Here is a 25,117-nt window from a genome sequence, read left to right as displayed (position 1 = left end):
GCCCGGACGGTCAGCCCAGTACGGCCAGGGCGTCGATCTCGATCAGCAGGCCCTTGGGGAGACCGACGTACACCGTCGTACGAGCGGCCGGAGGCTGGGTGAGCCCCTGCTCCTCGAAGTAGGCATCGTAGATCTCGTTCATCTCCGCGAAGTGCGCCGTGTCCGTCAGATAGACGCGGAGCATCATCACGTCGTCCCAGCTCGCGCCGCCCTCCCGAAGGACCGCCTCGACGTTGGCGAAGGTCTGGAGGGTCTGCTCGCGCAGGCTGGGCCCGGCGGGCGTCGGGGGCCTGCCCTCCTCGGCCGGGAGGAAGCCGACCTGACCGGCCACCTGGAGGATGTTGCCCTTGCGCACACCGAAGGAGAACTTGGCCGGAGGGGTGTTGTGGGTCTTCGGGTTGAGTGCGATCTTGTCCGTCATACGGGGTCCTTTACCGGAGTTCTGCCGGAGTATTCGCCGCTGATCGCGTCCGCGGTACGACGCACCAGCGGGAGCAGGGTGAGGATTTCCTCGGCGGTGACGACGACGTTCGGCGCGGAGAGCGACATCGCGGCGACCACCCGGCCGTCGGCGCCCCGGACGGGGGCCGCGACACAGTTGATGGACTCCTCGTGGCCGCCGAGGTCGGTGGCCCAGCCCTGTTCGCGCACCTTGTCCAACTCCCGTAGGTAGGCGGGGGCGTTGGGTGTCGAGCGGGCCGTGTACATGGGGTATTCGAGCCGCTCCGCGACCGCGCGGCGCTCGGGTTCGGGCAGATCGGCGAGCAGCAGCTTGGCCACGGCCGCGACGGTGATGGCGACGGGCTTGCCGATCCGTGAGTACATGCGCACGGGGTAGCGGCTCTCGACCTTGTCGAGGTAGAGCACCTCGTTCTCCTCGTACACCGCGAGATGGACGGTGTGTCCGCACTGCTCGTTGAGGCGGACGAGGTGGGGGTGGGCGATCTCGCGGACGTCGAGGTTCTCCATCGCCTCCTGGGCGAGGGCGAAGAGGCGGGCGCCGAGGCGGTAGCGCTGGTCGGACTGGCGGTAGACGAGGCCGTGCTCGTGCAGGGTGCGCAGCAGCCGCAGCGCGGTGGACTTGTGCACGCCGAGCCGGTCGGCGACCCGGCCGAGGTCGGCGGGGCCCTCGGCGAGCAGCGGCAGGATGCTCAGCGCGCGGTCGACGGTCTGGCTCATGGGGTGATCGCCTCCTCCGGGGCCCGGTCGGCCCGCGTCCAGCCGGGGCCGAGTCGAAGTCTCCCCCACGACTCCTCGTCCAGGGCGGCGAGCCGGTCGGCGTGGTCGCGGGAGGGGGGTGCGGCGAGGTCGCCGGGCACGGTGAGCGCGGCGGCGGCCATGAGGTGGCCGTGCCGCAGGCGGTCGCGTACGGGCAGTCCGCGCAGGGTGGCGGAGAGGAAGCCCGCGGCGAAGGCGTCGCCGGCGCCGACGGCGGCCACGACGTCGACGGAGAGGGCGGGGACGAAGGCGACTCTGTCCTGGTCGTGGACGGTCGCTCCGGCACCGCCCTGCTTGACGACCAGCACCGTGGGAGCGGGCAGGGCCGTGCGGATGGCGTCGGGGCCGTCCAGGCCCCACAGCTGGGCCGCCTCGTCCTCGCCCACGAACACGATGTCGGCCCCGCGGGCCAGATCGAGGAGGACCCGCGCGCCGGTGCCGTCCGGCCACAGTCCCGGCCGGTGGTTGACGTCGAAGGAGACCAGCGGCCGCCCGGCACCGGGGGCGGTGAGCGCCCGTACCAGTTCCAGGCAGTCGGCGGAGAGCGCGGCGGTGATGCCGGTCAGGTGCAGCACGCGCGCCGCGCGCACCGCCGCCAGGTCCACGTTCCCCGGAGCCATCGCCGAGGCCGCCGATCCGGCGCGGTAGTACGCCACCTCGTGGTCGCCGGCCGCCCGGTCGCCTGCCGTGCGGAAGTAGAGGCCCGTGGGCCGCTCCGGGTCGCGCCGCACGGAGGCGACGTCGACGCCGTACGCCCCGATCGTCTCGACGAGGTGGTCGCCGAAGCCGTCCGACCCGACCCGGCTCACCCAGCGCGCCGGATGTCCGGCGGCGGCCAGGACGCAGACCACGTTGGACTCGGCGCCGCCGATGGCGCGGTCGAAGGCGGGGACGTCGGCGAGGCGGCCGGGCCGGGTGGGCAGGAACGTGACCATGGACTCGCCGAGCGCGACGACGTCCACGACGGCGGGGGCGACAGCCGTGTCGTCAGTAGCGTCCAGGATGATGGCTCCTGACTCCTGTCGATGTACGGGCCGCGGCGGCTCCGTTGACCCGGTTGTCGGCGAGATGCTAGACACCGATCAGCGCCATACGCAATGAACGTTGCATATGTTGCAACCACCCTGAGAGGGAGGCTCCATGAGCACCGAAGCGCTCGCCCGGCTGGCCGAGGAACGCGTCGACCACCGCTTCAAGGGCCTTCCCCCGGACGCCGACGGCCTGACCGTCGGCGAGCTCGCGGCCGAGCGGCGCAACCTCTTCACCGACGGCTTCACCACGCCCGTCCTCGCCCTGTCCGCCGAGCGCCTGGAACACAATCTGAGGCTGATGGAGACCTACGCGGCCCGGCACCACCTCGCCTTCGCCCCGCACGGCAAGACCTCCATGGCCCCGCAGCTCTTCCGGCGCCAAATCGAGCACGGCGCCTGGGGCATCACGCTCGCGCTCCCGCACCAGGTGCGGGTGGCACGGGCGTTCGGGATCGAGCGGGTGTTCCTCGCCAACGAGCTGGTGGACACGGCGGCGCTGCGCTGGATCTCCGCCGAGCTGGACGCCGACCCGTCGTTCCGCTTCATCTGCTACGTCGACTCCGTGCGCGGGGTGGAACTGATGGACGCGGCCCTGCGCGGCGCGGCCCGTCCGGTGGACGTCGTCGTCGAGCTGGGCGCGGGCGAGGGTGCCCGCACCGGCACGCGCACGGACGCGGATTGCGCGGCGGTCGCGGACGCGGTGGCGGGCGCGCGGACGCTGCGCCTGGTGGGCGTGGCGGGCTACGAGGCCCAGGTCCCCGGCGCCGCGGTGGACCCGGTGCGGGCGTGGCTGCGCCGGCTGACCGGGATCGCCGTGGAGTTCGACAAGGCGGGGCGGTTCGCGCGGGCGGACGAGATCGTGGTGAGCGCGGGCGGCAGCGAGTGGTTCGACGCGGTCGCCGACGTCTTCGCCGAGATCCCCCAACTCTCCCTGCCGGTGCTGAAGTTGCTGCGCTCTGGCGCCTACGTCTCGCACGACGACGTGCACTACCGCAGGCAGACCCCGTTCAACCGGGTGCCCGAGGAGGGCGCCCTGGAGCCCGCGTTCCGGCTGTGGGCGCAGGTGGTGTCCCGCCCGTCGGCGAGCGAGGCGTTCGTCAACGCGGGCAAGCGGGACGCCGCCCACGACCTCGACCTGCCGGTCGCCCAGGTGGTACGCAGGGACGGTGTCGAGCGCCCGGCGGCCGGGATCGAGGTGACCGCCCTGTCCGACCAGCACCTGTGGCTGCGCACCGGACCGGAGGCGGACGTCGAGGTCGGCGACTGGCTGGGCATCGGCCTGTCCCACCCCTGCACGTCCTTCGACAAGTGGCAGCTGATCCCGCTGGCCGAGGCGGACGGGACGGTCGTCGACTACATCCGTACGTTCTTCTAGGAGGTCACCGCTCGTGGAGCAGCTCGTCGTCCGGGACGCGGACGTGGTGGACGGCAGCGGGGAGCCCTCGTACCGCGCCGATGTGGTGATCGACGACGGCCGTGTCGTCTCGATCGTCAAGGAGGCGGCGGCCGCGGGCTGTCAGCGCCCCCAGGCCATGCGGGAGCTGGACGCCGAGGGCCTGGTCCTGGCCCCCGGCTTCATCGACATGCACGCCCACAGCGACCTCGCCCTGCTGCGCGACCCCGACCACAGCGCCAAGGCGGCGCAGGGCGTGACGCTGGAGGTGCTCGGCCAGGACGGGCTGTCGTACGCGCCGGTCGACGACCGTACGCTCGACGAGATGCGCCGGGCGGTCGCCGGCTGGAACGGGTACGGCGAGGACGTCGACTTCGACTGGCGGTCGGTGGGCGAGTACCTGGACCGGCTCGACCGCGGAATCGCGGTCAACGCGGCCTATCTCGTCCCCCAGGGCACGGTCCGCGCGCTCGCCGTCGGCTGGGAGGACCGTGAGGCCACGCCCGAGGAGCTGGACCGGATGCGGCAGCTGGTCGCCGAGGGCATGGCACAGGGCGCGGTCGGCATGTCGTCCGGGCTCACCTACACGCCGGGCATGTACGCCAGGGACAGCGAACTGACCGAGCTGTGCCGGGTGGTGGCGTCCTACGGCGGCTACTACTGCCCGCACCACCGCTCGTACGGCGCGGGCGCCCTGGAGGCGTACGCGGAGATGGTGGAGCTGGCCCGGCAGGCCGGTTGCCCGCTGCATCTCACCCACGCCACCATGAACTTCGGCGTCAATGAGGGAAGGGCGCCCGAACTGCTCGCGCTGCTCGACGACGCCCTGGCCGCCGGTGCCGACATCAGCCTCGACACGTATCCCTACACGCCCGGCTGCACGACGCTCGCCGCGCTGCTGCCGAGCTGGGCGGGCGAGGGCGGCCCGGAGGCGGTCCTCGCCCGGCTCGCCGACGAGGCGGCCGCCGAGCGGATCCGGCACCACCTGGAGGCCGTCGGCTCGGACGGCTGCCACGGCGTGCCGGTGGACTGGGACACGATCGAGATCTCGGGCGTGACGGACCCGGCGCTCGGGGAGTACGTCGGCCGTACGGTCGAGGAGTCGGCGCAGCTGCGCGGCGAGGCCCCCTGGACGACCGCGCGCCGGCTGCTGGTCGAGGACCGGCTCGGTTCGACGGTCCTGCATCACGTCGGCCACGAGGAGAACGTCCGGGCGATCATGCGCCACCGCGCGCACACCGGCGGCTCGGACGGCATCCTCCAGGGCGCCAAGCCGCATCCCCGGGCGTACGGCGCCTTCCCGCACTACCTCGGCCGGTATGTGCGGGAGCTGGGCGTGCTGTCCCTGGAGGAGTGCGTCGCCCATCTCACCGCACGGCCCGCGGCCCGGCTGCGCCTGCCGGACCGCGGGCTCGTCCGTGAGGGGTACCGCGCCGACCTGGTCCTGTTCGACCCGGAGACGGTCGCGGCGGGGTCCACCTTCGAGCAGCCGCGCGCGCTGCCCTCCGGCATTCCCCACGTCCTGGTCGACGGCCGGTTCGTGATCGAGGACGGGCGCCGGACGGACATACTGGCGGGGCGGGCGGTCCGCCGGACTCCGGTGTGACCGCCCGCGCCCCGCTCCCCGCTCCCCGCTACGGCTTGGGCAGCGTGCAGCCGCTTGCGCTCAGGTTCAGCTTGTTGCCGGTGGTGAAGCAGGCCGGGATGTTGTAGGTCTCCTGGGCGTAGTTGATGCCGTAGCGGACGGTCACGTTGCCGTTCGCGTCGACCTCGCAGGGGTTGTTGTCGGTGCAGCGCTGACCGTCCTCGTTGCCGGTGTTGTTGACGGCGACGACCTTGCCGGTGGCGTTGTCGATGACCGGGGACCCCGAGGTGCCGCCGATGGTCTGGCAGGCGGAGGTGTAGCGGACCGAGTCCTTCCAGGTCCAGCTGCCCTCCTTGAGGCGGTAGACGAACCCGTCGATGTTGCAGGCGTAGGTCCGCTTCCAGTAGCCGGAGACGACGGTGATGGCGGTTCCGGCGGTCGGGTGCGTGTCCTGCACCGTCAGCGCGTCGATCCCGTACGAGCTCTTGATCTGCGCGTACGTCCGGGTCAGCTGGTAGATCGTGACGTCCGTGTCGGTCATCGTCGAGTACGCGACCTTGCTGGCGCGCAGTGTCGCGACCCGCGTGGCCGACGCGTTGAGCAGACCGAAGCTGCGGCTGGAGGCCTGGTCGACGATGACCTCGCCGGGCGACGGGAAGCCGGTCTCCAGGCAGTGGCCGTTGGTCATGACCAGCGCCGGGTCGCTGTCCGCGGAGGCCGGGAAGCGGATGACGGAGCCGGAGCAGTTGCTGAGCGAGACGGTGCCGGCGAAGTTGACGGCCTTGAGCGTGGGTGCCGCGCTCTTCGTCTCCGTGGCCGTCTTCTGCGTCGCCGTGGCGGCCGCCGCGGGTGCCATGCCCGCCCCGGTGATCACCAGGGTGGCGAGCGCGGCAAGGAGAGGCTTGTTCATGTGGGGGTCCCCTCTGCAGACGTGAGCGACCGGAGATCTTCCGGTCACCTGCCGTCTTGTCATGTGCATTGTGAGGGGCGCCCGACGCGGGCGGCAAGAAGTCGTATGCGGTCCGCACGTAGCGGACCGCACACCCAACTCACCTCAAAAGACGTCTACTTGGGGTACTTGGTTCGGCCCCAGCCACGCCCGGGACGGCCACCCTGGTCGCCGCCCTGGTCGTCCTGACCGCCGCCCGAGGTGGCGGTCGCCGACGGACGGGCGGTGACCCTGGCGGGGGCGGACGACGCGGACGGGGCACCGCCGCCTGCGGAGGGGCTCGCCGAGGCCTTCGGGGTCGCGCTCGCGGAGGGGGCGGGAGCCTGCGTCGCGCCGTCCGAGGGGGCGGTGGCGGCCGGCGCGCCGGACGACCGCGCGCCGGTGGGCGACCCGGAGTCGTCCTTGGCGCTCGAACCGCTGCGCTCGCCCTGGTCCTGCGGCCCGCCCGACGAGGACCCCGAGAAGGCGGACACCCCCGCGATCACGGCGAGGGAGACGGCACCCACGGCACCGGCGGCCACCGCGATCCGGCGCCGCGACGCGCCGCGCCTGCTCCGCGCTCGCCGCGCCGCGGCACGGCCCTGTCCCGCCGGCGCGCCCAGGGGCGCGCCCTCGGGCATGCCGGCCGGCGCGACCGGCGCGGCCGACACCGGAGCCGGCAGCAGGGCCGTCTCGTCGGCCACCCGGGGCAGCTCGCACGTCTCGTCGTACGCGTTCTGCCAGCCGTGCGCGGTCGCCGGATCGGCGTACGCGTCGTACGCGGGCGCCGCCGCGGCCTGCGGGTGGTAGACGTTCGGTACCGCCGCGGGCCCACCGCCCGCGGGACCCGCCTCGTGGGCGTCGCGCGCCCCGGGCGTGCCGTTCGCGTCGTTCACACCCTCGGCCCCGTTTCCGTGCTGGCGATGGCTGGACATGGCCGAGAATTCTAGGTACGAGAGGGGCGGCTGGGACAGCTACCGGCGATAACAGCACAAAACGCTTTGTCTCACGTGGTGGAAAACACGGCCCATGGGGCGTTACCGGGCCGTAAGCTCACGGACATGCAGGTGATCCAGTCGACGAAGCTCGCCAACGTCTGTTACGAGATCCGGGGCCCGGTTCTTGAGGAGGCGATGCGTCTTGAGGCGGCCGGCCACCGCATCCTCAAGCTGAACACCGGCAATCCGGCGGCGTTCGGCTTCGAGTGCCCGCCCGAGATCCTGGAGGACATCCTCCGCAACGTCTCCACGGCGCACGGCTACGGCGACGCGAAGGGCCTGCTGGCCGCCCGCCGCGCGGTCGTCATGCACAACCAGACCATCGGCATCGAGACGGACGTCGAGCACGTCTTCATCGGCAACGGCGTCTCCGAGCTGATCGTGATGGCGATGCAGGGCCTGCTGGACGACGGCGACGAGGTCCTCGTACCGGCGCCGGACTACCCCCTGTGGACGGCGGCCGTCTCCCTCTCCGGCGGTACGGCGGTCCACTACCGCTGCGACGAGCAGTCCGACTGGATGCCCGACCTCGCCGACATCGAGCGCAAGGTCACCGACCGCACCAAGGCGATCGTCATCATCAACCCGAACAACCCGACGGGCGCGGTGTACGACGAGTCGGTGCTCAAGGGCCTGACGGACATCGCCCGCCGGCACAATCTGCTGGTCTGCTCGGACGAGATCTACGACAAGATCCTCTACGCGGACGCGACGCACATCCCGACCGCGTCCGTCGCCCCCGACCTGCTGACACTGACCTTCAACGGCATGTCGAAGGCGTACCGGGTGGCCGGCTACCGGGTCGGCTGGATGTCGATCTCCGGCCCGCGCGCGCACGCCGACTCCTACATCGAGGGTCTGACGATCCTGGCGAACATGCGCCTGTGCGCGAACATGCCGGGCCAGCACGGGGTCGTGGCCGCGCTGAGCGGCCGCCAGTCGATCAGTGACCTGGTGCTGCCGGGCGGGCGGCTGAAGGAACAGATGGACACCGCCTACGAGCTGCTGACCCAGATCCCCGGCGTGACATGCGTACGGCCGAAGGGCGCGCTGTATCTCTTCCCGCGTCTGGACCCCCAGGTCTTCAAGATCAAGGACGACCGTCAGATGGTCCTCGATCTCCTCCGCCAGGAAAAGATCATGGTCGTCCAGGGCACCGGCTTCAACTGGCCGGAGCCGGATCACTTCCGCGTGGTGACACTGCCGTCGGTGGGGGACCTGCGCGACGCCGTGAGCCGGATCGGCACCTTCCTGGACGGATACGGCCAGCCGTAGCCGGTGGACCGCAATCCGTGACAGGACTCAACTTTAGACGAAATCTAAGCTAGGATGGCTTCCTGTCAGAGCACAGGAGGCCATTCATGTACGAACCGATCCGCACCAAGTCGGTCCACAGCACGATGGCCGGCACCACCTCGGACTTCCCCCACCGGTCGCGCGAGGAGGAGCTGGACATCCAGCTCGCGGGACATCTCGCGGCCCTGCTCGCCGTCACGGACGAGCTGCGGGCGCTCGCGCCCTCCGGCGACCTGGACCTGGCGGCCGAACGGCTCGCCGAGCAGGTGGCCCGGCTGCGCGGCGGGCGCACCCCGGCCCGCGCACCCGGCACCGGGCCCGACTCCCGGCCCACGGCCCTGCACGAGCGGGCCCACACCCTCGCCGGTCGCGCCCTCGTCGTCGCGGCCTCCCGCGCCGATACGGCGGCGGCGATCCTGTCCGCCGAACGCATGGACGCGCACACCGCCGCGCTGGCCGACCCGAAGGAACTCAGCGCGGCCCACTGACCCCTCGCCCGGGGTCCCTCGTCGGCCCCGGTCCGCGTGCACCCGCAGCGACGCGCGGACCGGGCGCCATTTTTTTTGTGATACGACGCGTACATTCGGGTGGACTGCGCGTCCCTCATGCCCGCCAAACGGCGGCCGCGTCACCACTGCCTCGTAACGTCGGTGGAAATGACGGTGGTTCGGACTCCGACCCCCCATCGTCCCTCACTATTCCACGAGATGTGACAAAGTGAAACGTAGGCAATTGTTGGTGGGGCTCTTCGCTGTGGCCGGGGTTGCCACCGGAGTGACGTCGTGGGCGATTCTTTCCTACTCGGCAGTGTCCCCGGACGCCAAGGCCCCGTCATCGGCGGACCAGAACCTGCGTGACGCCGATACGCTTTTGCAGGCCGGCATCGCGCAGCAGCAGAACCATGACATCGAAGGGGCCGACCGCACCTACCGGCGCGTCCTGGAGCTGGACCCGCAGAACAAGTACGCCTGGTACAACCTGGGAGTCATGGCGCACCAGGCCGGCCGGGCGGCCGATGCCCGTGCGGACTACGACAAGGCCCTGAAGATCGACCCGGTGTTCTCGTCGGCTCTGTTCAACGAGGCGCTTCTGGTGGAGTCGAGCGATCCCGACCAGGCCGGCGAACTCCTGAAGCGTGTCATTGCCGGAAATCCCAGTGCGGCCACGGCACATCTTCACCTCGGACGAATCCGGGCACAGCAGAACCGTGACAAGGACGCCGCGAACGAGTTCCGGCGCGCAATCACCGCCGATCCCTCACTGCGTTCCCAAGTGCCGGAGGAATTCCGGTGATTCCCGACCCCGTAACCCCCTCACCGACATCGAGCCAAGCAGGGAGCAACAGATGACGTCGACCGCGACACCGAGGTTCTCCGTCTTCACCCCCAGCCACCGGCCCCGTTTCCTCGATGAGTGCCTGGCGACCCTGCAGGCGCAGACCTGTTCGGACTGGGAGTGGATCGTCCTGCTCAACAACGGCGCCCGGTGGCGGCCGGAGCGGCCCGACGACCGGGTCCGCATCGAGATCGCGGACGACGTCGACGGCGTGGGGGCCGCGAAGCGCAGGGCCTGTGAACTGGCGCGCGGCGAGATCCTCGTGGAACTCGACCACGACGACCTGCTCGCGAAGGCGTGCCTGGCGGAGCTCGGCAAGGCGTTCGACGAGCATCCCGACGCCGTCTTCGTCTACAGCAACACCGCGCAGATCGACGAGGACGGGAAGCGGGACGACAGCCGCTTCGACGAGACGTTCGGCTGGCAGTACGAGGAGGTGAAGGTCGACGGCCGCAAGCTGCTGCAGGTCGTCTCCCTGGCGCCGACGCCGCACAACGTCGCCTACATCTGGTACGCGCCCAACCACGTGCGGGCGTTCCGCAAGGAGAGCTACGAGAAGGCCGGCGGGTACGACGCCGCGCGCACGGTGCTGGACGACCAGGACCTGATGTGCCGTCTGTTCCACCTCGGCGACTTCCACCACATCAACCGCTGCCTCTACCTGCAGCGGGTGCACCCCGGGAACACCCAGCGCGACCCGGAGATCAACGCGCACATCCAGCGCGAGACGGTCGCCCTGTACGACAAGTACATCGAGGCCAACGCCCTCGCCTGGACCTACCGGCGCAAACTGATCGCGCTGGACCTCGGCGCGGCCCACCGGAAACCGCCGGGCTACGTCGGCGTGGACCGGCGGCCGGGCAAGGGTGTCGACATCGTCGCGACCCTGCCCGGGAAGCTGGACCTGCCCGACGGCTCCGTCGGTCTGATGCGGGCGGTGGACTTCCTTGAGTACGTGCCCGCGAAGGTGCCGCTGATCAACGAGCTGTACCGGCTGCTGGCACCCGGCGGCATGCTCCTCACCATGACGCCCAGCTCCGACGGCCGCGGCGCCTACCAGGACCCGACGCACACCGCCTACTACAACGAGAACTCGTTCTGGTACTACACGGACGACCAGTACCGCGCCTTCGTGCCGGACCTGGAGGCCCGGTTCCAGTCGTCGCGTCTGGTCACCTACTTCCCGAGCGAGTGGCACTCCAAGAACGACATCTCGTACGTGGTCGCCAACCTCATCGCGATGAAGGACGGCACCGCACGGTGCGGCGGCAAGCTCCTGGTCTAGACCCGTGAACCCATGAACCCCGTGAACCCGTGAACCCGTGAACCCGTGAATCCATCCACCACCATTCCATGAGATGGGACAAAGTGACACGTAGGAGATTGTGGGCAGGGCTCGTCGCGACGGCGGCGGTCGCCGCCGGGGTGACCGTCTGGGCGCTTCCCTCCCCGTCGACCGTGCCGTCGGAATCCAAGCACGCGTCGACCGTGCGGCCGGGATCCGAGCCCGCGCCCGCGACCCGGAACAGCGAGCAGACGGACGCGCTCCTGCGGTCCGCGCTCGACCGCCAGGCGCACCAGGATTTCCTCGGCGCCGCCCGGGACTACCGGCATGTGCTCGAACAGGATCCCGGGAACAAGCAGGCCTGGTACGGCATCGGCCTCATCGAGCAGCAGAACGGCAGGACGGCGGACGCCCGAGCCGCGTACGAGAAGGCCCTGGAGTCCGATCCATCCTTCATGTCCGCCCTCTACAGCGAGGCGAATCTGCTGAGGTCGAGCGATCCCGACCGGGCCATCGAGCTCTTGAGGCGTGCCGTAGCCGCCGATCCGAAGGGCACCGCGGTCCAGATGCAGCTGGGTTTCCTGCTGACGGAGCAGCACCGCAAGGACGAGGCCGTGGACGTGTACCGTCATGCGGTCGAGATCGAGCACGGGCTGCTGTCCCAAGTGCCGGAGGAGTTCCGGGATTCCGTGAGCCGATCTTCTCGATGAGTGGCCGGCGGCGCGGAGGGCGCCCTGCGGACCGTCCGGTTCCGCAGGGCGCCTTCTACTTGGGGCGGGCGCTCGCGCGTGCCGCGGCGGCCAGGTCGGCGAACGCCGGTTCCTTCAGGGCGGCCGCCAGCTGGTCGTCCCAAGGCGCGAGCGGGGCGAGGCCGGCCCGCGGCCAGTTGTCGTGGCCGAGGACGCCGAAGGCCGGGCGGGCGGCCGGACGCGGGAACTTGTCCGAGCCGACCGGGCGGATCCGCTCGGGATCGAGGCCGCTGAGCCGGAAGGTCTCACGCGCCAGACCCCACCATGTGGTGCGGTCGGCCGCCGTGCCGTGGTAGACGCCGGCCGGCGCCCGTCCGGCCGGCGCGGCCCGGCCGAGGGCGATCAGCTGCCGGGCGAGGGCCCGGGACCAGGTCGGCTGGCCGTGCTGGTCGGCCACCACGTCCAAGGTCGCGTGCCGGGTGGCGAGTTCCAGCATGGTGGCCACGAAGTTCGGGCCGTGTGCGCCGTAGAGCCAGGCGGTGCGCACGACGTAGCCGGTGTGCGGCAGCAGTTCGAGGACCGCCCGCTCCCCCGCGAGCTTGCTTCGCCCGTATGCGTTGACGGGCCCCGTCGGCGCGTCCTCGGGGTACGGCCGACGGGCGTCGCCCGGGAACACGTAGTCGGTGGAGACGTGGAGCAGAGTCGCGCCGCTGTCGGCGCAGGCGCGTGCGAGGTGCCGGACGCCCGTGCCGTTCACGGCCGTGGCCGCCGCCTCGGACCACTCGGCGCCGTCGACGTCCGTCCATGCCGCACAGTTGACGACCACTCGGTGACCGGCGACGGCGGCACGGACGGCTGAGGGGTCGGTGATGTCGAGCCGGTCGCGGCTCAGCCCCGTGACCACGGCGTCCGGATCGCCGGCGAGCTCGGCCAGCACGTCCTGCCCGAGGAGCCCGCGCGCGCCGGTCACCAGCCAGCCCGTGGTCATCGCAGCGCGGCCCTCTCCTTGAGCGGCTCCCACCAGGAGCGGTGTGCGCGGTACCAGGCGACCGTGTCGGCGAGGCCCTCGGTGAAGGACACCTGCGGGACGTACCCGAGGTGCTCGCGGATCTTGCTGTCGTCCAGGGAGTAGCGCAGGTCGTGGCCCTTGCGGTCGGCCACGTACTCGACCCGGTCCCAGCCCGCGCCGACCGCGTCCAGCAGCAGGCCGGTGAGCTTGTGGTTGCTCAGCTCGGTGCCGCCGCCGATGTTGTAGACCTCCCCGGCCCTGCCGCCGCGCAGGACCAGGTCGATGCCCCGGCAGTGGTCGGAGACATGCACCCAGTCGCGGATGTTGCGGCCGTCTCCGTAGAGGGGGACCGTCTTGCCGTCGATGAGGTTGGTGATGAAGAGCGGGACGACCTTCTCGGGGAACTGGTACGGCCCGTAGTTGTTGGAGCACCGGGTGATCACGACGTCCAGGCCGTGGGTGCGGTGGTAGGAGAGCGCCAGCAGGTCGGAGCCGGCCTTGGACGCGGAGTAGGGGGAGTTCGGCGCCAGGGGCCGGTCCTCGGTCCATGAGCCTTCGCCGATGGAGCCGTAGACCTCGTCGGTGGAGACGTGGACGAAGCGGCCGACACCGTGCCGGTGGGCCGCGTCCAGGAGCACCTGCGTGCCCATCACATTGCTGCGGACGAACGGGCCGGCCCCGTCGATCGACCGGTCGACGTGCGACTCGGCGGCGAAATGGACCACCGCGTCCTGGCCCGCCATCACCTGGTCGACCACGTCCGGGTCGCAGATGTCGCCCCGGACGAAGGTGTGTCCCGGGTGCCCCGCCACCGGTGCCAGATTGGCCTCGACGCCCGAATAGGTGAGTTTGTCGAGGACGGTGATCCGCGTTGCCGGACCCGAATTCAGTTGTCGGCGGACGAATTCCGAACCGATGAATCCAGCACCGCCGGTCACAAGGATGCGCATAGTTCTCCGAGTCCTTCTTGCTCCCCGGGAGCGGGCGCCAGGGCTTCGGGCGCCGGTTCGCGGGCGCGGGCAGAATGCGAACGGTGCCCGCGAGGCCGAGGCCTCGGGGCACCATCGCTCAGTCTCACCGGAAGCGGATGGCCGGCAGTGCGCCACCGCTCACGTGCGAGTTACAGGTTGTTGCAGACCACGTAGGCGTCGAACGTGGGCGGGGCGGTCGGCGGCAGCGCGACACCCGGCGGGATGGTCACCTGCCACCCGATGGGGGTGACTCCTGTGGAGCTGGGGATGGGCCTGCTGGTCTCGACGACGGGGGCAGGTCCATTGAATCCGCCGCCGGTGGCTTCGTCACCGGGCAGGCAGAAGACAGTCACCCCCCCATCGGCGACAGTGAACGTGTCGTGGACGACGTACGTGTGGATGGTCGCACCCTGAGCACCCTGGGCACCTTGCGCGCCTTGGGCTCCCTGAGCGCCCTGGGCTCCCTGAGCACCCTGGGCTCCCTGAGCACCCTGGACGCCGTTCGTACCGTTCGCGCCCTGAGCACCCTGGGCGCCCTGGGCTCCCTGAGCACCCTGCGGACCCTGCGGGCCCCTCGGACCCTGCGGCCCCTGCCCGCCCTGGGCACCCTGCGCGCCCTGGGCACCCTGCGGACCCTGCTTGCCCGGCTTGCCGTCATGGCCCCGCGGACCCTGAGGGCCCCGGTCGCCACCCCTGCCGGCGGCCTGTTCTTCGTGCGTGCTGGTGGAGGTCGTCGCGTGAGGCGCGGAGCTCGACCTGTGGATCGCGTCGGCAATGGCCACCGAGCTCTGCCCAACGTTGAGCGCCACCGCGAGAGCGCCCGCGGTCACCAGCGTGGCGGACCTCAGGCGTGAACTTCGGATCGTTCTACGGTTCAAGAGAACCTTCCTCAGTAACTGGGAGGGAGTCAGACCGCAAGCGCGCGCACCCGGTGCGCTTTTTTCGCATGCGCGTCACGTCGCCTCTGGCTACGGACGAATCCATTCTTAAACTCGCGGCAATTGAAAGGTCACGGGTCACGCCACGAGTTGCGTGAGGATCACCCGTGCGGCCTCAATGAACCTACTTTCTCCGTGCCTTCCTCATGGATTCCTTCGGCGAGCGCTCGGCGATACGTGACGCAGTCCTCGAAGGAAGGCAGCAGACCTTGTCGCCCGGCCTCCTCCAGCGTGGGCGCGGATGCGTCCTTGTCGGAAAGGTGCGGGACGAGTTCCTCGGGCCAGGCGATGGCCAGATCGGGGTCGAGCGGGTTGATCCCGTATTCACGGTGCGGCGCATATCCCGCTGAACAGAGGTAGACGACGGTGGAATTGTCCTCCAGCGCCATGAAGCCATGGCCCAGGCCCTCCGAGATATAGACGCAGCGGTTCGTCGTGTCGTCGAGAGGGACCGCTTCCCATTTCCCGAAGGTCGGAGAACCGATACGGATGTCGACCACCACGTCGAGGACGGCGCCGCTGACGCAGGTGACGTACTTGGCCTGGCCCGGTGGGACCGATGCGTAGTGGATGCCGCGGAGAGTGCCGAGAACGGAGCGCGAGCAGTTGGCCTGCTCAAGTCGGAGTCCCTGGCCGGTGGAATCTCGAAACTGTTCCGCCTTGAACCACTCATGGAATCCGCCCCTGGTGTCCATGAACACCTTGGGCGTGTCCACCCAGGCCCCTTCGATGCCAAGTGGCTCCATGGGGATGCTCCTTTCCGCCGCGCATTCGGTTCAGGGACGGCCCGTCGGTTCCTCGTGGCGCGCCGCGCCGCCTCTCTGCGGCACGACGACAGGCCGGTAGTCCTCCAGCAGCCCGAGCAGGTAGTGGCCGTATCCGCTCTTGAGCAGCGGCCGGGCCAGTTCCCTGAGCCGGTCGTCATCGATCAGGCCGGCGCGCCACACCGCTTCCTCCACGCACCCGACCTTGAAGCCCTGGCGCTCCTCGATCACCCGGACGAACTCCGACGCCTGCATCAGGGAGGTGAAGGTCCCGGTGTCCAGCCATGCGGTGCCCCGGTCCAGCCGGGTCACCTGCAGCGTCCCGGCTTCCAGATAGACCCGGTTGAGGTCGGAGATCTCCAACTCAGCCCGGGCGCTGGGGCGCAGACCGCGGGCGACCTCCACGACGTGACGGTCGTAGAAGTAGAGGCCGGGCACGGCGTAGCGGGACTTCGGGCGGGCCGGTTTCTCCTCGATGGACAGCGCCCGGCCCGCCTCGTCGAACTCCACGACCCCGTAGGCGGAGGGGTTGGCGACCGGGTAGGCGAACACCCTTCCGCCCTTGAGGTCGTCGTGGCGGGCCAGCCGGGTGCCGAGGCCGCTCCCGTAGAAGATGTTGTCGCCCAGGATCAGGGCCACCGACTCGTCGCCGATGAAGTCGGCCCCCAGGAGGAAGGCCTGGGCGATGCCCTCCGGGCGCTCCTGCGCCATGTATGCGAGCCGCAGGCCGAGTTGACGGCCGTCGCCGAGCAAGCGGCGGAACTGGTACTGGTCTTCGGGGGTGGTGATGACAAGAATCTCGTGCACACCGGCCATCACCAGTGTGGAAAGCGGGTAATAGACCATCGGTTTGTCGAAGACCGGCAGCAGCTGCTTCGACACCGAGCGGGTCAGTGGCCACAGTCGCGAACCGGTGCCCCCGGCCAGAAGAATTCCGCGCATGGCAGCACCCTAGGCGAATTGCCCTTGATTCCCGGTTTGTTACACGTCACCGAGGAATGTTTCGGACATACTGATCGCCGTCGCGCCCGGATGCCGTCCGGGCGGCGCGATCGAGCGCGACCTGAACGGAGTCCGGAATGCCCGACACAGCCGCCGAGGCCCCCCGCCGGAACACCGCCGATTCGACGGTGCTGGCACTGGCCGCGTACATCACGGTGACGGTGGCCGTCCTGGTCCGAATTTTTCTGCTGCCCGGTGAGTCATGGGACTTCGAGAACTTTCTCCAGCCCTGGTACTGGCACATCGTGAGCCACGGCGGGTTCCACGCGCTCGCCGATCCCAGTTTCTCGGACTACAACGTCCCCTACCTCTATCTGATGGCCGCAGTGACCTATCTGCCGCTGTCGTCGCTGGTGGCCATCAAATGGGTCTCGGTGCTCTTCGACCTGGCTCTGGCGTACTACACCTTCCGGACCGTGTCCCTGTTCCGGCCCACGCGCCGCTGGACGGCCCTCGGTGCGGGCGCGGTCGTGCTCTTCCTGCCCACCGTGGTCACCAACAGCGCCTGGTGGGGACAGTGCGACGCCGCCTACACGGCCTTCCTCGTCGGCGGGATCTCCTATGTGCTGCGCCACCGGCCGTGGTGGGCGTGCACGTTCTTCGGGATCGCGCTGGCGTTCAAGTTCCAGGCCGTCTTCCTCTTCCCCTTCCTGCTCGTGCTGGTGGCGGTGGGACGGGTGCCGTGGCGGAGCCTGCTCGCCGTTCCCGCGGTGTACCTCGCGTTCGATGTTCCGGCCCTCCTGATCGGCGCCGATCCGGGGCAGTTGCTGTCGGTCTACGCCCGGCAGACGGACACGTACCACTTCCTCACCATCAACGCGCCGTCCGTCTACCAGTTCGTGTCGGTGCCCGGTGACACCGATCCCGTGCGCAGCGCGGGCGTGCTGGTCGCGGGAGTGCTGGTGACGCTGCTGATGGGGCTGGCGGTCCGCTCCCTGCGGCGCGGCCGGGGCGGCGTGCCGGGCTCCGGCCTTCGCCTGCCGGAACTCACGGACACCCAGGTCGTGCTGCTGGCCGCCTGCTCCGCGACCGTGGTGCCGTTCCTGCTGCCTTCCATGCACGAGCGGTACTTCTACGCCGCGGACGTGCTCACCGTGATGGCCGCGCTGCGCCGGCCCCGGCAGCTCTGGTACGTGCCGGTGCTGGTGCAACTCGCCTCGTTCGGCAGCTATCTGAAGACCATCGCCCCGGAGCTGTCGCCGTATCTGTCGATGCCCGCACACGGCGCGCTGATGCTGCTGGCGTCGGTGTTCGTGCTCCGCACGACGGTCCAGGAGCTCCGCCGCGAGCCCGAGGCACCGGCCCTGCCCAGCCAGCCGACCACCGACGGCACCGCGGCCGAGGCGGCCCGGACCTAGGGGGCCCGGGCCTAGGAGGTCCGGACCTAGGGCCTGTCCGGCGGATCAGGCCGGCTCCAGGCAACGGTGCCTCATCAGCGCAGGTGAGCGGGGCATGGTGCGTCCAGCTGCAAGGCGGAGGAGGGCGTCGACGCGATGGGGGTCCCCCCTGTTCGAGCGCAGTCGAGAACTTGGGGGAGTCGGCAACCGACGACAACGCCTGGGGGTCCCCCCTGCTCGAAGAGCTTGGGGGAGGGCGTGCCATGCCCCGCGACTCCGGCATGATCCGCCGGACAGGCCCTAGCGCTCAGCCGCCGAAGAAGTCCTGCCGGGTCCCGTGGCCGCGTCGCGGGCCCGGCCAGGAGATGCCCTGCACCGGCGTGCGCGCCGCGCCGGTGTCGTCGGCGACGAAGTAGGTCGGGCGTTGCTGGACGGCGGAGTAGACACGGCCGATGTACTCGCCGAGCACGCCCAGACAGATGAGCTGGACGGCGCCGATGAAGAGCACGGCGATGATCAGGGAGGCCCAGCCGGGGGTGGTGTCGCCCGCCGTGTACACGGCCAGCGTGTACACGAGCGTGCCGAGGCAGACGAAGAAGGCGAGCGTGCCGAGCCAGGTGGCCAGGCGCAGCGGGGCGACGGAGAAGCTGATGATGCTGTCGACCGCCAGCAGGACCATCTTGCGCAGGGGGTACTTGGTGTGGCCGGCGACGCGTTCGTCGCGGTGGTAGGTGACCTCTCCGCTGGGGAAGCCGAACCAGGGCACCAGAAGCCGGTACACCTGTGGCTGGTCGGGCAGGGCCTTCAGGGCGTCGAGGACATTGCGCGACAGCAGGCGGAAGTCGCCGGCCTGGGCGGGGACGTGGTTGCCGACCATGCGGCGCATGAGCCAGTAGTAGGCGCCGGCCGTGTGGCGCTTGAAACCGGTGTCGGTGGAGCGGTTGGCGCGCACTCCGTAGACGATGTCCAGGTGCCGGGAGCGGGCCAGGTCGAGCATCTCGGGGATCTTCTCCGGGGGGTCCTGGAGATCGGCGTCGAGGCTCGCGGCGTAGCGGCCGCGGGCATGGTGCAGGCCTGCGGTCAGCGCTGCCTGGTGTCCGCTGTTGCGGCGCAGCCGAACCATCCGCAGCTGCGGCCAGCCGGCCCGCAGCTCCAGCAGCAGTTCGACCGTCCGGTCCGTGGAGCCGTCGTCCACCGCGACGACCTCGTACGGCTCGCCCGTGGCGTCCAGCACCGGCCGCAGCCGCCCCACGAGCGCCGGCAACGCCTCTTCCTCGTTGAACATCGGAATCACGACCGACAGTTCGACGGCCGGCTCAAGGCGGTCGGCGGAGTCGTGGAGCACATCAATCATTCGGAGTTGCCAGCCCATTCTCGAGCGGGTCGACGCAATAATGCGCCCGATTTGCTCGCATACGGTACTGTCTGGGGTTGTTTCAGTGCGTCAGACACACGTTCTCGAACCCCGGGTGCCGTAATCGATGCCGAACTCCACCGAGACCGCCGCCGCTGCGGCCGAGACCGGGGTCGCCCGGCAGCTGCCCGTGTTCGCGATCGTCGGCGTGCTGTCCACCGCCGCGTATCTCGGCCTGTACACGGCGCTGCGGCCGGTGCTCGACGCCCAGTCGGCCAATCTGGTCGCGCTGCTGGTCACGGCCGTGGCGAACACCGCAGCCAACCGCCGGTTCACCTTCCGGGTGCGCGGTACGGACGGGGCCGCCCGGCATCAACTCCAGGGACTGGTGGCCTTCTTCGCCGGGCTCGCGCTGAGCAGCGGGGCCCTCGCCGTGGTGCACCGGACCCTGCCGGACGAGACGCAGGTGGAGGTCGGCGCGCTGATCGTGGCCAATGCCGCCGCGACGGCGCTTCGCTTCGTGCTGCTGCGGCTGTGGGTCTTCAAGACACCCTGACGCCAAAGGACCCTGCCTCCGGGGGACCCCGACTCCCCGAAAACGGGTCGGGGCCCGCTCCGTACGCCGTTGTACGGTGCGGGCCCCGGGCCCTTCTTCATGGTGCTGTCACCGCGGCCGGCCGTGACGATCGCTGGTCAGGGCATCCGAGGACCGGCCGCGGAGTCTTTCTTCCGGGCGGGGCTCAGCCCAGGCGCTCGACCAAGGCCCGGTACTGGTCCCACAGTTCCTTCGGGGTGTGGTCGCCGAAGGTGTTGAGGTGCTCGGGGACCAGCGCCGCCTCCTCGCGCCAGACCTCCTTGTCCACCGTGAGGAGGAAGTCCAGGTCGGAGTCGGCCAGTTCGAGCCCGTTGGTGTCGAGGGCCGTCTTGGTCGGCAGGATGCCGATGGGGGTCTCGACGCCCTCGGCCTTGCCGTCGAGGCGCTCGACGATCCACTTCAGGACGCGGCTGTTCTCACCGAAGCCCGGCCAGACGAACTTGCCCTCGTCGTTCTTGCGGAACCAGTTGACGTAGTAGATCTTCGGCAGCTTGGACTGGTCCTTGTCCTTGGCCACGTCGATCCAGTGGGCCATGTAGTCGCCCATGTTGTAGCCGCAGAAGGGCAGCATCGCGAAGGGGTCGCGGCGCAGCTCGCCGACCTTGCCCTCGGCGGCGGCGGTCTTCTCGGAGGCGACGTTGGCACCCAGGAACACACCGTGGTTCCAGTCGAAGGACTCCGTCACCAGCGGCACCGCGCTGGCCCGGCGGCCGCCGAACAGGATCGCCGAGATCGGCACGCCCTTCGGGTCCTCCCACTCCGGCGCGATGATCGGGCACTGCGCGGCGGAGACCGTGAAGCGGGAGTTGGGGTGCGCGGCGGGCTCCGTGGACTGCGGCGTCCAGTCCTGGCCCTTCCAGTCGGTGAGGTGGGCGGGGGTCTCCTGCGTCATGCCCTCCCACCAGATGTCGTCGTCGTCGGTCAGCGCGACGTTGGTGAAGATCGCGTTGCCCCACAGCGTCTTCATCGCGTTGGCGTTGGTGTGCTCACCGGTGCCGGGCGCGACGCCGAAGAAGCCGGCCTCGGGGTTGATCGCGTACAGCCGACCGTCCTCGCCGAACCGCATCCAGGCGATGTCGTCGCCGATGGTCTCGACCGTCCAGCCGGAGACCGTCGGCTCCAGCATGGCGAGGTTCGTCTTGCCGCAGGCGCTCGGGAAGGCCGCGACGACGTACTTCGACTCGCCCTGCGGCGGGGTGAGCTTGAGGATCAGCATGTGCTCGGCCAGCCAGCCCTCGTCACGCGCCATGACGGAGGCGATGCGCAGCGCGTAGCACTTCTTGCCGAGCAGGGCGTTGCCGCCGTAGCCGGAGCCGTAGGACCAGATCTCGCGGCTCTCGGGGAAGTGCGAGATGTACTTGGTCTGGTTGCACGGCCACGGCACGTCGGCCTGGCCCTCCTCCAGCGGGGCGCCGACGGAGTGCACGGCCTTGACGAAGAAGCCGTCGGTGCCGAGCTCGTCGAGGACGGCCTGGCCCATGCGCGTCATCGTGCGCATGGAGACCGCGACGTAGGCGGAGTCGGTGATCTCGACGCCGATCGCGGAGAGCTTCGAGCCCAGCGGACCCATGCAGAACGGGACGACGTACATGGTGCGGCCGCGCATCGAGCCGCGGAAGACGCCCTTCTCGCCGGAGAAGACCTCGCGCATCTCGGCGGGGGCCATCCAGTGGTTCGTGGGGCCGGCGTCCTCCTCCTTCTCGGAGCAGATGAAGGTCCGGTCCTCGACGCGGGCGACGTCGGTGGGGTCGGAGGCCGCGTAGTAGGAGTGGGGGCGCTTGACCGGGTCCAGCTTCTTGAAGGTGCCCTTGGTGACGAGCTCGTCGCAGAGTCGCTCGTACTCGGCCTCGGATCCGTCACACCAGACCACGTTGTCCGGCTGGGTCAGTTCGGCGATCTCGTTGACCCACGAGATCAGTTCCTGATGGTTGGTGGGGATGACGGGGGGAGCCGCGATATCGCGCGCCACGATTGCTCCTAAATGAGGGATTTTGTCCTTGTCTGCCCCGTGGGGGCCGCGGCCCGGACGCTTCGTAGCCGCTCATCCGGTGCCGACCGCACTCATTTGATCATCCGATGGTAGTGCGCATATGTCCAGAGCGCATCACAGGTGAGCGACGTGAGGAAGGCCACGCTTACCGCGTTTCTTTGCGTGCATGTTGGGTTCGCCTGAAGGTCTTTTTGCGTTACCCGTGGTTTGCCGGTCGCGACCGGACGCAACAGCGGCGCGAGAGCACGCCCCGTGAGACGATGGCCACTATCGACCCGCCATCGAGCCGGAGTGGCCCGTAACTTACGGTTCCGTAGGTACGATTCCGGTCATGACTGCGTCCGCCCCCGACGCGCCCACGGACCCGCCCGCCGCCGGCCGCGGTCCCGTCGCGCTCTCCCTGCCGCACCCGGTCAAGCCCAAGCTCCGGGGCTGGCTCCATCTCGGCATGTTCCCGGCCGTACTCGTCGCGGGGCTGGTGCTCACCGCCCTCGCCGACTCCCCCCGCGGGCGCGTGGCCTGCGGCATCTACGTCCTGACGGCATGCCTGCTGTTCGGCGTGAGTGCGCTGTACCACCGGGGCAACTGGAGCCCGCGGATGGACGGCATCCTGCGCAGGCTGGATCACGCCAATATTTTCCTGATCATCGCGGGCACCTACACCCCGCTGACCATGCTGCTGCTGCCGGGCGCCAAGGGGCAGTGGCTGCTGTGGGGCATCTGGGCGGCCGCGGCCGCGGGGATCGTCTTCCGTGTCTTCTGGGTCGGCGCCCCGCGCTGGCTCTACACCCCCTGCTACCTCGCCATGGGCTGGGCGGCGGTCTTCTTCCTGCCGGACTTCATGCGCAGCGGCGGCATCGCCGTCCTGGTCCTGGTGATCGTGGGCGGCCTGCTGTACAGCGCGGGCGGCGTCATCTACGGGATCAAGCGCCCCAACCCGTCACCGCGCTGGTTCGGCTTCCACGAGGTGTTCCACTCCTTCACCCTGGCCGCCTTCGTCGTCCACTACGTCGGCATCTCCCTGGTGGCGTACCAGCACGCGTAGCCCCCGCACTCCTTCTCATGGCCACGGCTTGCGAGCCGTGGCCGTTTTTGCGTTGCCTGACATAGGCACTCTATTGACAGTCTATCGATTTTGAGAGCTACTCTCATTTCATGGTTACTGTCACTCCTGCGGAGGAAGCGCGGCGCGACCCCCGCCGCTGGTGGGCCCTCGGGGCCCTGGTCGCGAGCATGCTGGTGCTCGGCTTCGACATGACGATCCTCAATGTCGCGCTGCCGACCATGGCGGAGCAGCTCGGCGCGAGCACCGGTGAACAGCAGCAGATGGCGGACTCGTACGTCGTCGTCTTCGCGGCGCTGATGCTCCCGGCGGGGCTGCTCGGGGACCGGTTCGGGCGGCGGCGGATGCTGATCACCGGGCTCCTGGTCTTCCTGGCAGGATCGCTCGTCGGCACCCTGGCCGGCGATGTGAACTGGGTCGTCACCGCCCGCGCGGTGATGGGTGTGGGCGGGGCACTGGTCATGCCGCTCGCCCTGTCCGTGCTGCCCTCGCTCTTCGGGCCGGACGAGCGCACCAAGGCCGTCGGCATCATCTCGGCCGCCTCGGCGCTCGGTCTGCCGCTCGGCCCGATCATCGGCGGCTTCCTGCTGAACCACTTCTGGTGGGGCTCGGTGTTCCTGGTCAACGTCCCGATGGTCGCCATCGGCGTCGCCGCCTGTGTCCTCCTGCTGCCAGAGACCTGCGACCCCGCCTCGCCCAGGGTCGACGCGGCCTCCACCGCGCTCACCGCGTCCGGACTCGCCGCCCTCGTCTACGCGATCATCGAGGCGCCCGACCGCGGCTGGGGCGACACGCTGGTCCTCTGTCTGTTCGCGGCGGCCGCCGTCCTGCTCACCGGGCTCGTCCTGCGCGAGCGCATCGCCGTACGGCCCATGCTCGACATGTCCTTGCTCGCCCAGCGCGGCTTTCTGCTCAACACCGTCGCCGCGACCCTGGTGATGTTCGTGCTCTCCGGCCTGATGTTCGTCCTGCCGCCGTACCTCCAGGCCGTCCTCGGCCATGACGCCCTGGGCACAGGAGTGCGGCTGCTGCCGATGATGGGCGGTCTGATGGTCGCCGCGAAGACCGCGCAGCTCGTCGTCGAGCGGTTCGGCGCGCGTGCCGTGGTCAGCGCGGGCCTGGTCGTCCTCGCCTTCGCGGCGCTCCTCGGCAGCCGTACGACGGTCGACTCCGGCTACGGCTTCACCGCGCTGTGGCTCTCCGTCGCGGGTGTCGGCTTCGGCTTCTCGGTCGTCCCAGCGATGGACGGCGCCCTGGCCGCGCTGCCCGCCGACCGCGCCGGCAGCGGCTCCGGGCTGCTGATGACGCTGCGCCAGGTCGGCTCCGCGGTCGGCATCGCCCTGCTCGGCAGCCTGCTCGCGGGCGCCTTCCGCGACCGGCTCGACGTCACCGGGCTGCCCGCGCGGGCCGCCGACACCGCCGGGGACTCCGTGGTCGCCGCCCACCTGATCGCGCAGCAGGCCGGCCCCCAAGGCGCGGCCCGCCTCACCGCCTCCGCCGACGCCGCGTACGTGCACGGCATGACCCTGGTCCTGCTGGTGTGCGGTATCGCCTCGCTCCTCTCCGCGCTGCTGGCGGCCGCGTTCCTGCCGAGCACGCCGGGCGGGCGCGCCACACCGCGGGAGGAGGCCCCGGCCATGGCCACCTCCGTCACGGATGCCGGAGAATGACCACCATGACGGCCGCACGTACCTCTTCTCCCACCGACCCCTCCCGACTGGGACTCCGCGAGCGGAAGAAGATCAAGACCCGCGAGGCGATCCGCACCGCGACGTACGAACTGATCGAGGAGCAGGGCTACGACGCCACCACGATCGACCAGATCGCCGAGCGCGCCGAAGTGTCGCCGTCGACCGTCTTCCGGTACTTCCCGACCAAGGAGGACATCGTCCTCACGGACGAGTACGACCCGATCATCCTGGAGGAACTGAGGGCCCGGCCCGCGGAGGAGCCCTGGACGGAGTCCATCCGGTACGTGATGCGACGGGCCGTCCGGCTCGGAGTCGAGAAGGACGCCCGGGTGACCCGGCTGCGGACCCGGCTGATGGTCGAGGTCCCCGCGGTGCGCTCGCGGATGATGGAGAGCATGTCGGTCACCGGCCGGATGCTCTGCCTGGCCATCGGCGAGCGCACCGGCCGGGACCCGGAGAGCCTGGAGGTCCGGGTCTATGCGATGTCCCTGATCGGGGGCCTGATGGAGACCTCCCTGTACTGGGCGGCGAACGATCACCGGGACGACTTCGCAGCCCTCGTCGACCGCACCCTGGACGTCCTGGAGCACGGCCTGCCCAGGGAAAACCCCTGAGCCCACGCCGCTCACCCGTGACATCCTGACG

At 70.0% G+C, this 25,117-nt stretch carries 25 protein-coding genes; 13 read left to right on the top strand and 12 right to left on the bottom strand.

The window, feature by feature from the left end:
- Window positions 1-10: 10 nt before the first annotated feature.
- The 3 genes from AB0I54_RS02155 to AB0I54_RS02145 are packed head-to-tail and all read right to left on the bottom strand — an operon-like array spanning window position 11 to window position 2,180.
- A complete protein-coding gene (locus AB0I54_RS02155; RefSeq protein WP_363293930.1) occupies window positions 11-421 on the bottom strand; it encodes a RidA family protein in 411 nt (136 codons plus the stop codon).
- Window positions 418-1,179 carry an IclR family transcriptional regulator gene (locus tag AB0I54_RS02150; protein WP_363293929.1) on the bottom strand — a complete coding sequence of 254 codons (762 nt, stop codon included), beginning with the start codon at window positions 1,177-1,179 and terminating at the stop codon, window positions 418-420. Before AB0I54_RS02150 ends, AB0I54_RS02155 begins: the two co-directional genes overlap by 4 nt.
- Window positions 1,176-2,180 carry a sugar kinase gene (locus tag AB0I54_RS02145; RefSeq protein ID WP_363293928.1) on the bottom strand — a complete coding sequence of 335 codons (1,005 nt, stop codon included), beginning with the start codon at window positions 2,178-2,180 and terminating at the stop codon, window positions 1,176-1,178. The genes AB0I54_RS02150 and AB0I54_RS02145 overlap by 4 nt, the downstream gene beginning before the upstream one ends.
- Window positions 2,181-2,358: 178 nt before the next feature.
- Here AB0I54_RS02145 and AB0I54_RS02140 point away from each other — a divergent pair, with 178 nt between their 5' ends.
- Both AB0I54_RS02140 and AB0I54_RS02135 read left to right on the top strand, forming a co-directional pair.
- Complete coding sequence (locus AB0I54_RS02140) at window positions 2,359-3,624, top strand: alanine racemase (RefSeq protein ID WP_363293927.1); 1,266 nt, start codon at window positions 2,359-2,361, stop codon at window positions 3,622-3,624.
- A 13-nt stretch (window positions 3,625-3,637) separates the two neighbouring features.
- Window positions 3,638-5,248 carry a D-aminoacylase gene (locus tag AB0I54_RS02135; protein WP_363293926.1) on the top strand — a complete coding sequence of 537 codons (1,611 nt, stop codon included), beginning with the start codon at window positions 3,638-3,640 and terminating at the stop codon, window positions 5,246-5,248.
- Window positions 5,249-5,276: 28 nt separating this feature from the next.
- Here AB0I54_RS02135 and AB0I54_RS02130 read toward each other — a convergent pair whose 3' ends face one another.
- Window positions 5,277-6,137 carry a serine protease gene (locus AB0I54_RS02130; RefSeq protein WP_363293925.1) on the bottom strand — a complete coding sequence of 287 codons (861 nt, stop codon included), beginning with the start codon at window positions 6,135-6,137 and terminating at the stop codon, window positions 5,277-5,279.
- A 155-nt stretch (window positions 6,138-6,292) separates the two neighbouring features.
- Window positions 6,293-7,090, bottom strand: a complete 798-nt coding sequence (locus tag AB0I54_RS02125; protein ID WP_363293924.1) for a hypothetical protein — start codon at window positions 7,088-7,090, stop codon at window positions 6,293-6,295.
- Window positions 7,091-7,216: 126 nt separating this feature from the next.
- Between AB0I54_RS02125 and AB0I54_RS02120 the strand changes: the two genes are divergently transcribed.
- The 5 genes from AB0I54_RS02120 to AB0I54_RS02100 all read left to right on the top strand — a co-directional run bounded on the left by AB0I54_RS02120 (window position 7,217) and on the right by AB0I54_RS02100 (window position 11,779).
- Window positions 7,217-8,428 (top strand): pyridoxal phosphate-dependent aminotransferase, encoded by a 1,212-nt coding sequence (locus tag AB0I54_RS02120; RefSeq protein ID WP_363293923.1) that lies wholly within the window; start codon window positions 7,217-7,219, stop codon window positions 8,426-8,428.
- A gap of 86 nt (window positions 8,429-8,514) precedes the next feature.
- Entirely contained in the window at window positions 8,515-8,937 is a 423-nt protein-coding gene (locus AB0I54_RS02115) for a hypothetical protein (RefSeq protein WP_363293922.1), read from the top strand.
- Between the two features lie 250 nt (window positions 8,938-9,187).
- Window positions 9,188-9,742: a tetratricopeptide repeat protein gene (locus AB0I54_RS02110; RefSeq protein ID WP_363293921.1), complete on the top strand. Its 555-nt coding sequence runs from the start codon at window positions 9,188-9,190 to the stop codon at window positions 9,740-9,742.
- A gap of 52 nt (window positions 9,743-9,794) precedes the next feature.
- On the top strand, window positions 9,795-11,069 hold the full coding sequence (locus AB0I54_RS02105; RefSeq protein WP_363293920.1) for a glycosyltransferase: 1,275 nt from the start codon (window positions 9,795-9,797) through the stop codon (window positions 11,067-11,069).
- An 83-nt stretch (window positions 11,070-11,152) separates the two neighbouring features.
- Window positions 11,153-11,779: a tetratricopeptide repeat protein gene (locus tag AB0I54_RS02100; protein ID WP_363293919.1), complete on the top strand. Its 627-nt coding sequence runs from the start codon at window positions 11,153-11,155 to the stop codon at window positions 11,777-11,779.
- A gap of 55 nt (window positions 11,780-11,834) precedes the next feature.
- Here AB0I54_RS02100 and rfbD read toward each other — a convergent pair whose 3' ends face one another.
- From rfbD to AB0I54_RS02085, 3 genes are all read right to left on the bottom strand, one after another.
- Window positions 11,835-12,746 (bottom strand): dTDP-4-dehydrorhamnose reductase, encoded by a 912-nt coding sequence (gene rfbD / locus AB0I54_RS02095; protein WP_363293918.1) that lies wholly within the window; start codon window positions 12,744-12,746, stop codon window positions 11,835-11,837.
- Complete coding sequence (gene rfbB / locus AB0I54_RS02090; RefSeq protein ID WP_363293917.1) at window positions 12,743-13,717, bottom strand: dTDP-glucose 4,6-dehydratase; 975 nt, start codon at window positions 13,715-13,717, stop codon at window positions 12,743-12,745. The genes rfbD and rfbB overlap by 4 nt, the downstream gene beginning before the upstream one ends.
- A 170-nt stretch (window positions 13,718-13,887) precedes the next feature.
- Window positions 13,888-14,091, bottom strand: coding sequence for a hypothetical protein (locus AB0I54_RS02085; protein WP_363293916.1), 204 nt, complete (start codon window positions 14,089-14,091; stop codon window positions 13,888-13,890).
- A gap of 27 nt (window positions 14,092-14,118) precedes the next feature.
- Between AB0I54_RS02085 and AB0I54_RS02080 the strand changes: the two genes are divergently transcribed.
- Window positions 14,119-14,592 carry a hypothetical protein gene (locus tag AB0I54_RS02080; protein ID WP_363293915.1) on the top strand — a complete coding sequence of 158 codons (474 nt, stop codon included), beginning with the start codon at window positions 14,119-14,121 and terminating at the stop codon, window positions 14,590-14,592.
- 185 nt (window positions 14,593-14,777) lie between these two features.
- Here AB0I54_RS02080 and rfbC read toward each other — a convergent pair whose 3' ends face one another.
- Both rfbC and rfbA read right to left on the bottom strand, forming a co-directional pair.
- Window positions 14,778-15,422, bottom strand: coding sequence for a dTDP-4-dehydrorhamnose 3,5-epimerase (gene rfbC, locus AB0I54_RS02075; protein ID WP_363293914.1), 645 nt, complete (start codon window positions 15,420-15,422; stop codon window positions 14,778-14,780).
- A 30-nt stretch (window positions 15,423-15,452) separates the two neighbouring features.
- On the bottom strand, window positions 15,453-16,382 hold the full coding sequence (gene rfbA, locus AB0I54_RS02070) for a glucose-1-phosphate thymidylyltransferase RfbA (RefSeq protein WP_363293913.1): 930 nt from the start codon (window positions 16,380-16,382) through the stop codon (window positions 15,453-15,455).
- Between the two features lie 137 nt (window positions 16,383-16,519).
- Here rfbA and AB0I54_RS02065 point away from each other — a divergent pair, with 137 nt between their 5' ends.
- Window positions 16,520-17,800 (top strand): hypothetical protein, encoded by a 1,281-nt coding sequence (locus AB0I54_RS02065; protein ID WP_363293912.1) that lies wholly within the window; start codon window positions 16,520-16,522, stop codon window positions 17,798-17,800.
- Between the two features lie 286 nt (window positions 17,801-18,086).
- On the opposite strand, the gene AB0I54_RS02060 is transcribed toward AB0I54_RS02065, so the two are convergent.
- Window positions 18,087-19,133, bottom strand: coding sequence for a glycosyltransferase family 2 protein (locus AB0I54_RS02060; protein ID WP_363293911.1), 1,047 nt, complete (start codon window positions 19,131-19,133; stop codon window positions 18,087-18,089).
- A 127-nt stretch (window positions 19,134-19,260) separates the two neighbouring features.
- Here AB0I54_RS02060 and AB0I54_RS02055 point away from each other — a divergent pair, with 127 nt between their 5' ends.
- Entirely contained in the window at window positions 19,261-19,689 is a 429-nt protein-coding gene (locus tag AB0I54_RS02055) for a GtrA family protein (protein ID WP_363293910.1), read from the top strand.
- Window positions 19,690-19,873: 184 nt separating this feature from the next.
- On the opposite strand, the gene AB0I54_RS02050 is transcribed toward AB0I54_RS02055, so the two are convergent.
- Window positions 19,874-21,697 (bottom strand): phosphoenolpyruvate carboxykinase (GTP), encoded by a 1,824-nt coding sequence (locus AB0I54_RS02050; protein WP_363293909.1) that lies wholly within the window; start codon window positions 21,695-21,697, stop codon window positions 19,874-19,876.
- Between the two features lie 352 nt (window positions 21,698-22,049).
- On the opposite strand from AB0I54_RS02050, the gene AB0I54_RS02045 reads away from it, so the two are divergent.
- From AB0I54_RS02045 to AB0I54_RS02035, 3 genes are all read left to right on the top strand, one after another.
- Window positions 22,050-22,763, top strand: coding sequence for a hemolysin III family protein (locus AB0I54_RS02045; protein ID WP_363293908.1), 714 nt, complete (start codon window positions 22,050-22,052; stop codon window positions 22,761-22,763).
- A gap of 110 nt (window positions 22,764-22,873) precedes the next feature.
- Complete coding sequence (locus tag AB0I54_RS02040) at window positions 22,874-24,451, top strand: MFS transporter (RefSeq protein ID WP_363293907.1); 1,578 nt, start codon at window positions 22,874-22,876, stop codon at window positions 24,449-24,451.
- Entirely contained in the window at window positions 24,448-25,086 is a 639-nt protein-coding gene (locus tag AB0I54_RS02035; RefSeq protein ID WP_363293906.1) for a TetR family transcriptional regulator, read from the top strand. The genes AB0I54_RS02040 and AB0I54_RS02035 overlap by 4 nt, the downstream gene beginning before the upstream one ends.
- Window positions 25,087-25,117 lie beyond the last annotated feature (31 nt).

This window comes from Streptomyces sp. NPDC050625 (assembly GCF_040654755.1).
In the GTDB taxonomy this organism is placed as follows: Bacteria; Actinomycetota; Actinomycetes; order Streptomycetales; family Streptomycetaceae; genus Streptomyces.
The sequence above is the reverse complement of the archived record's forward strand: the minus strand, read 5'-3'. Positions and strand labels throughout refer to the sequence as shown.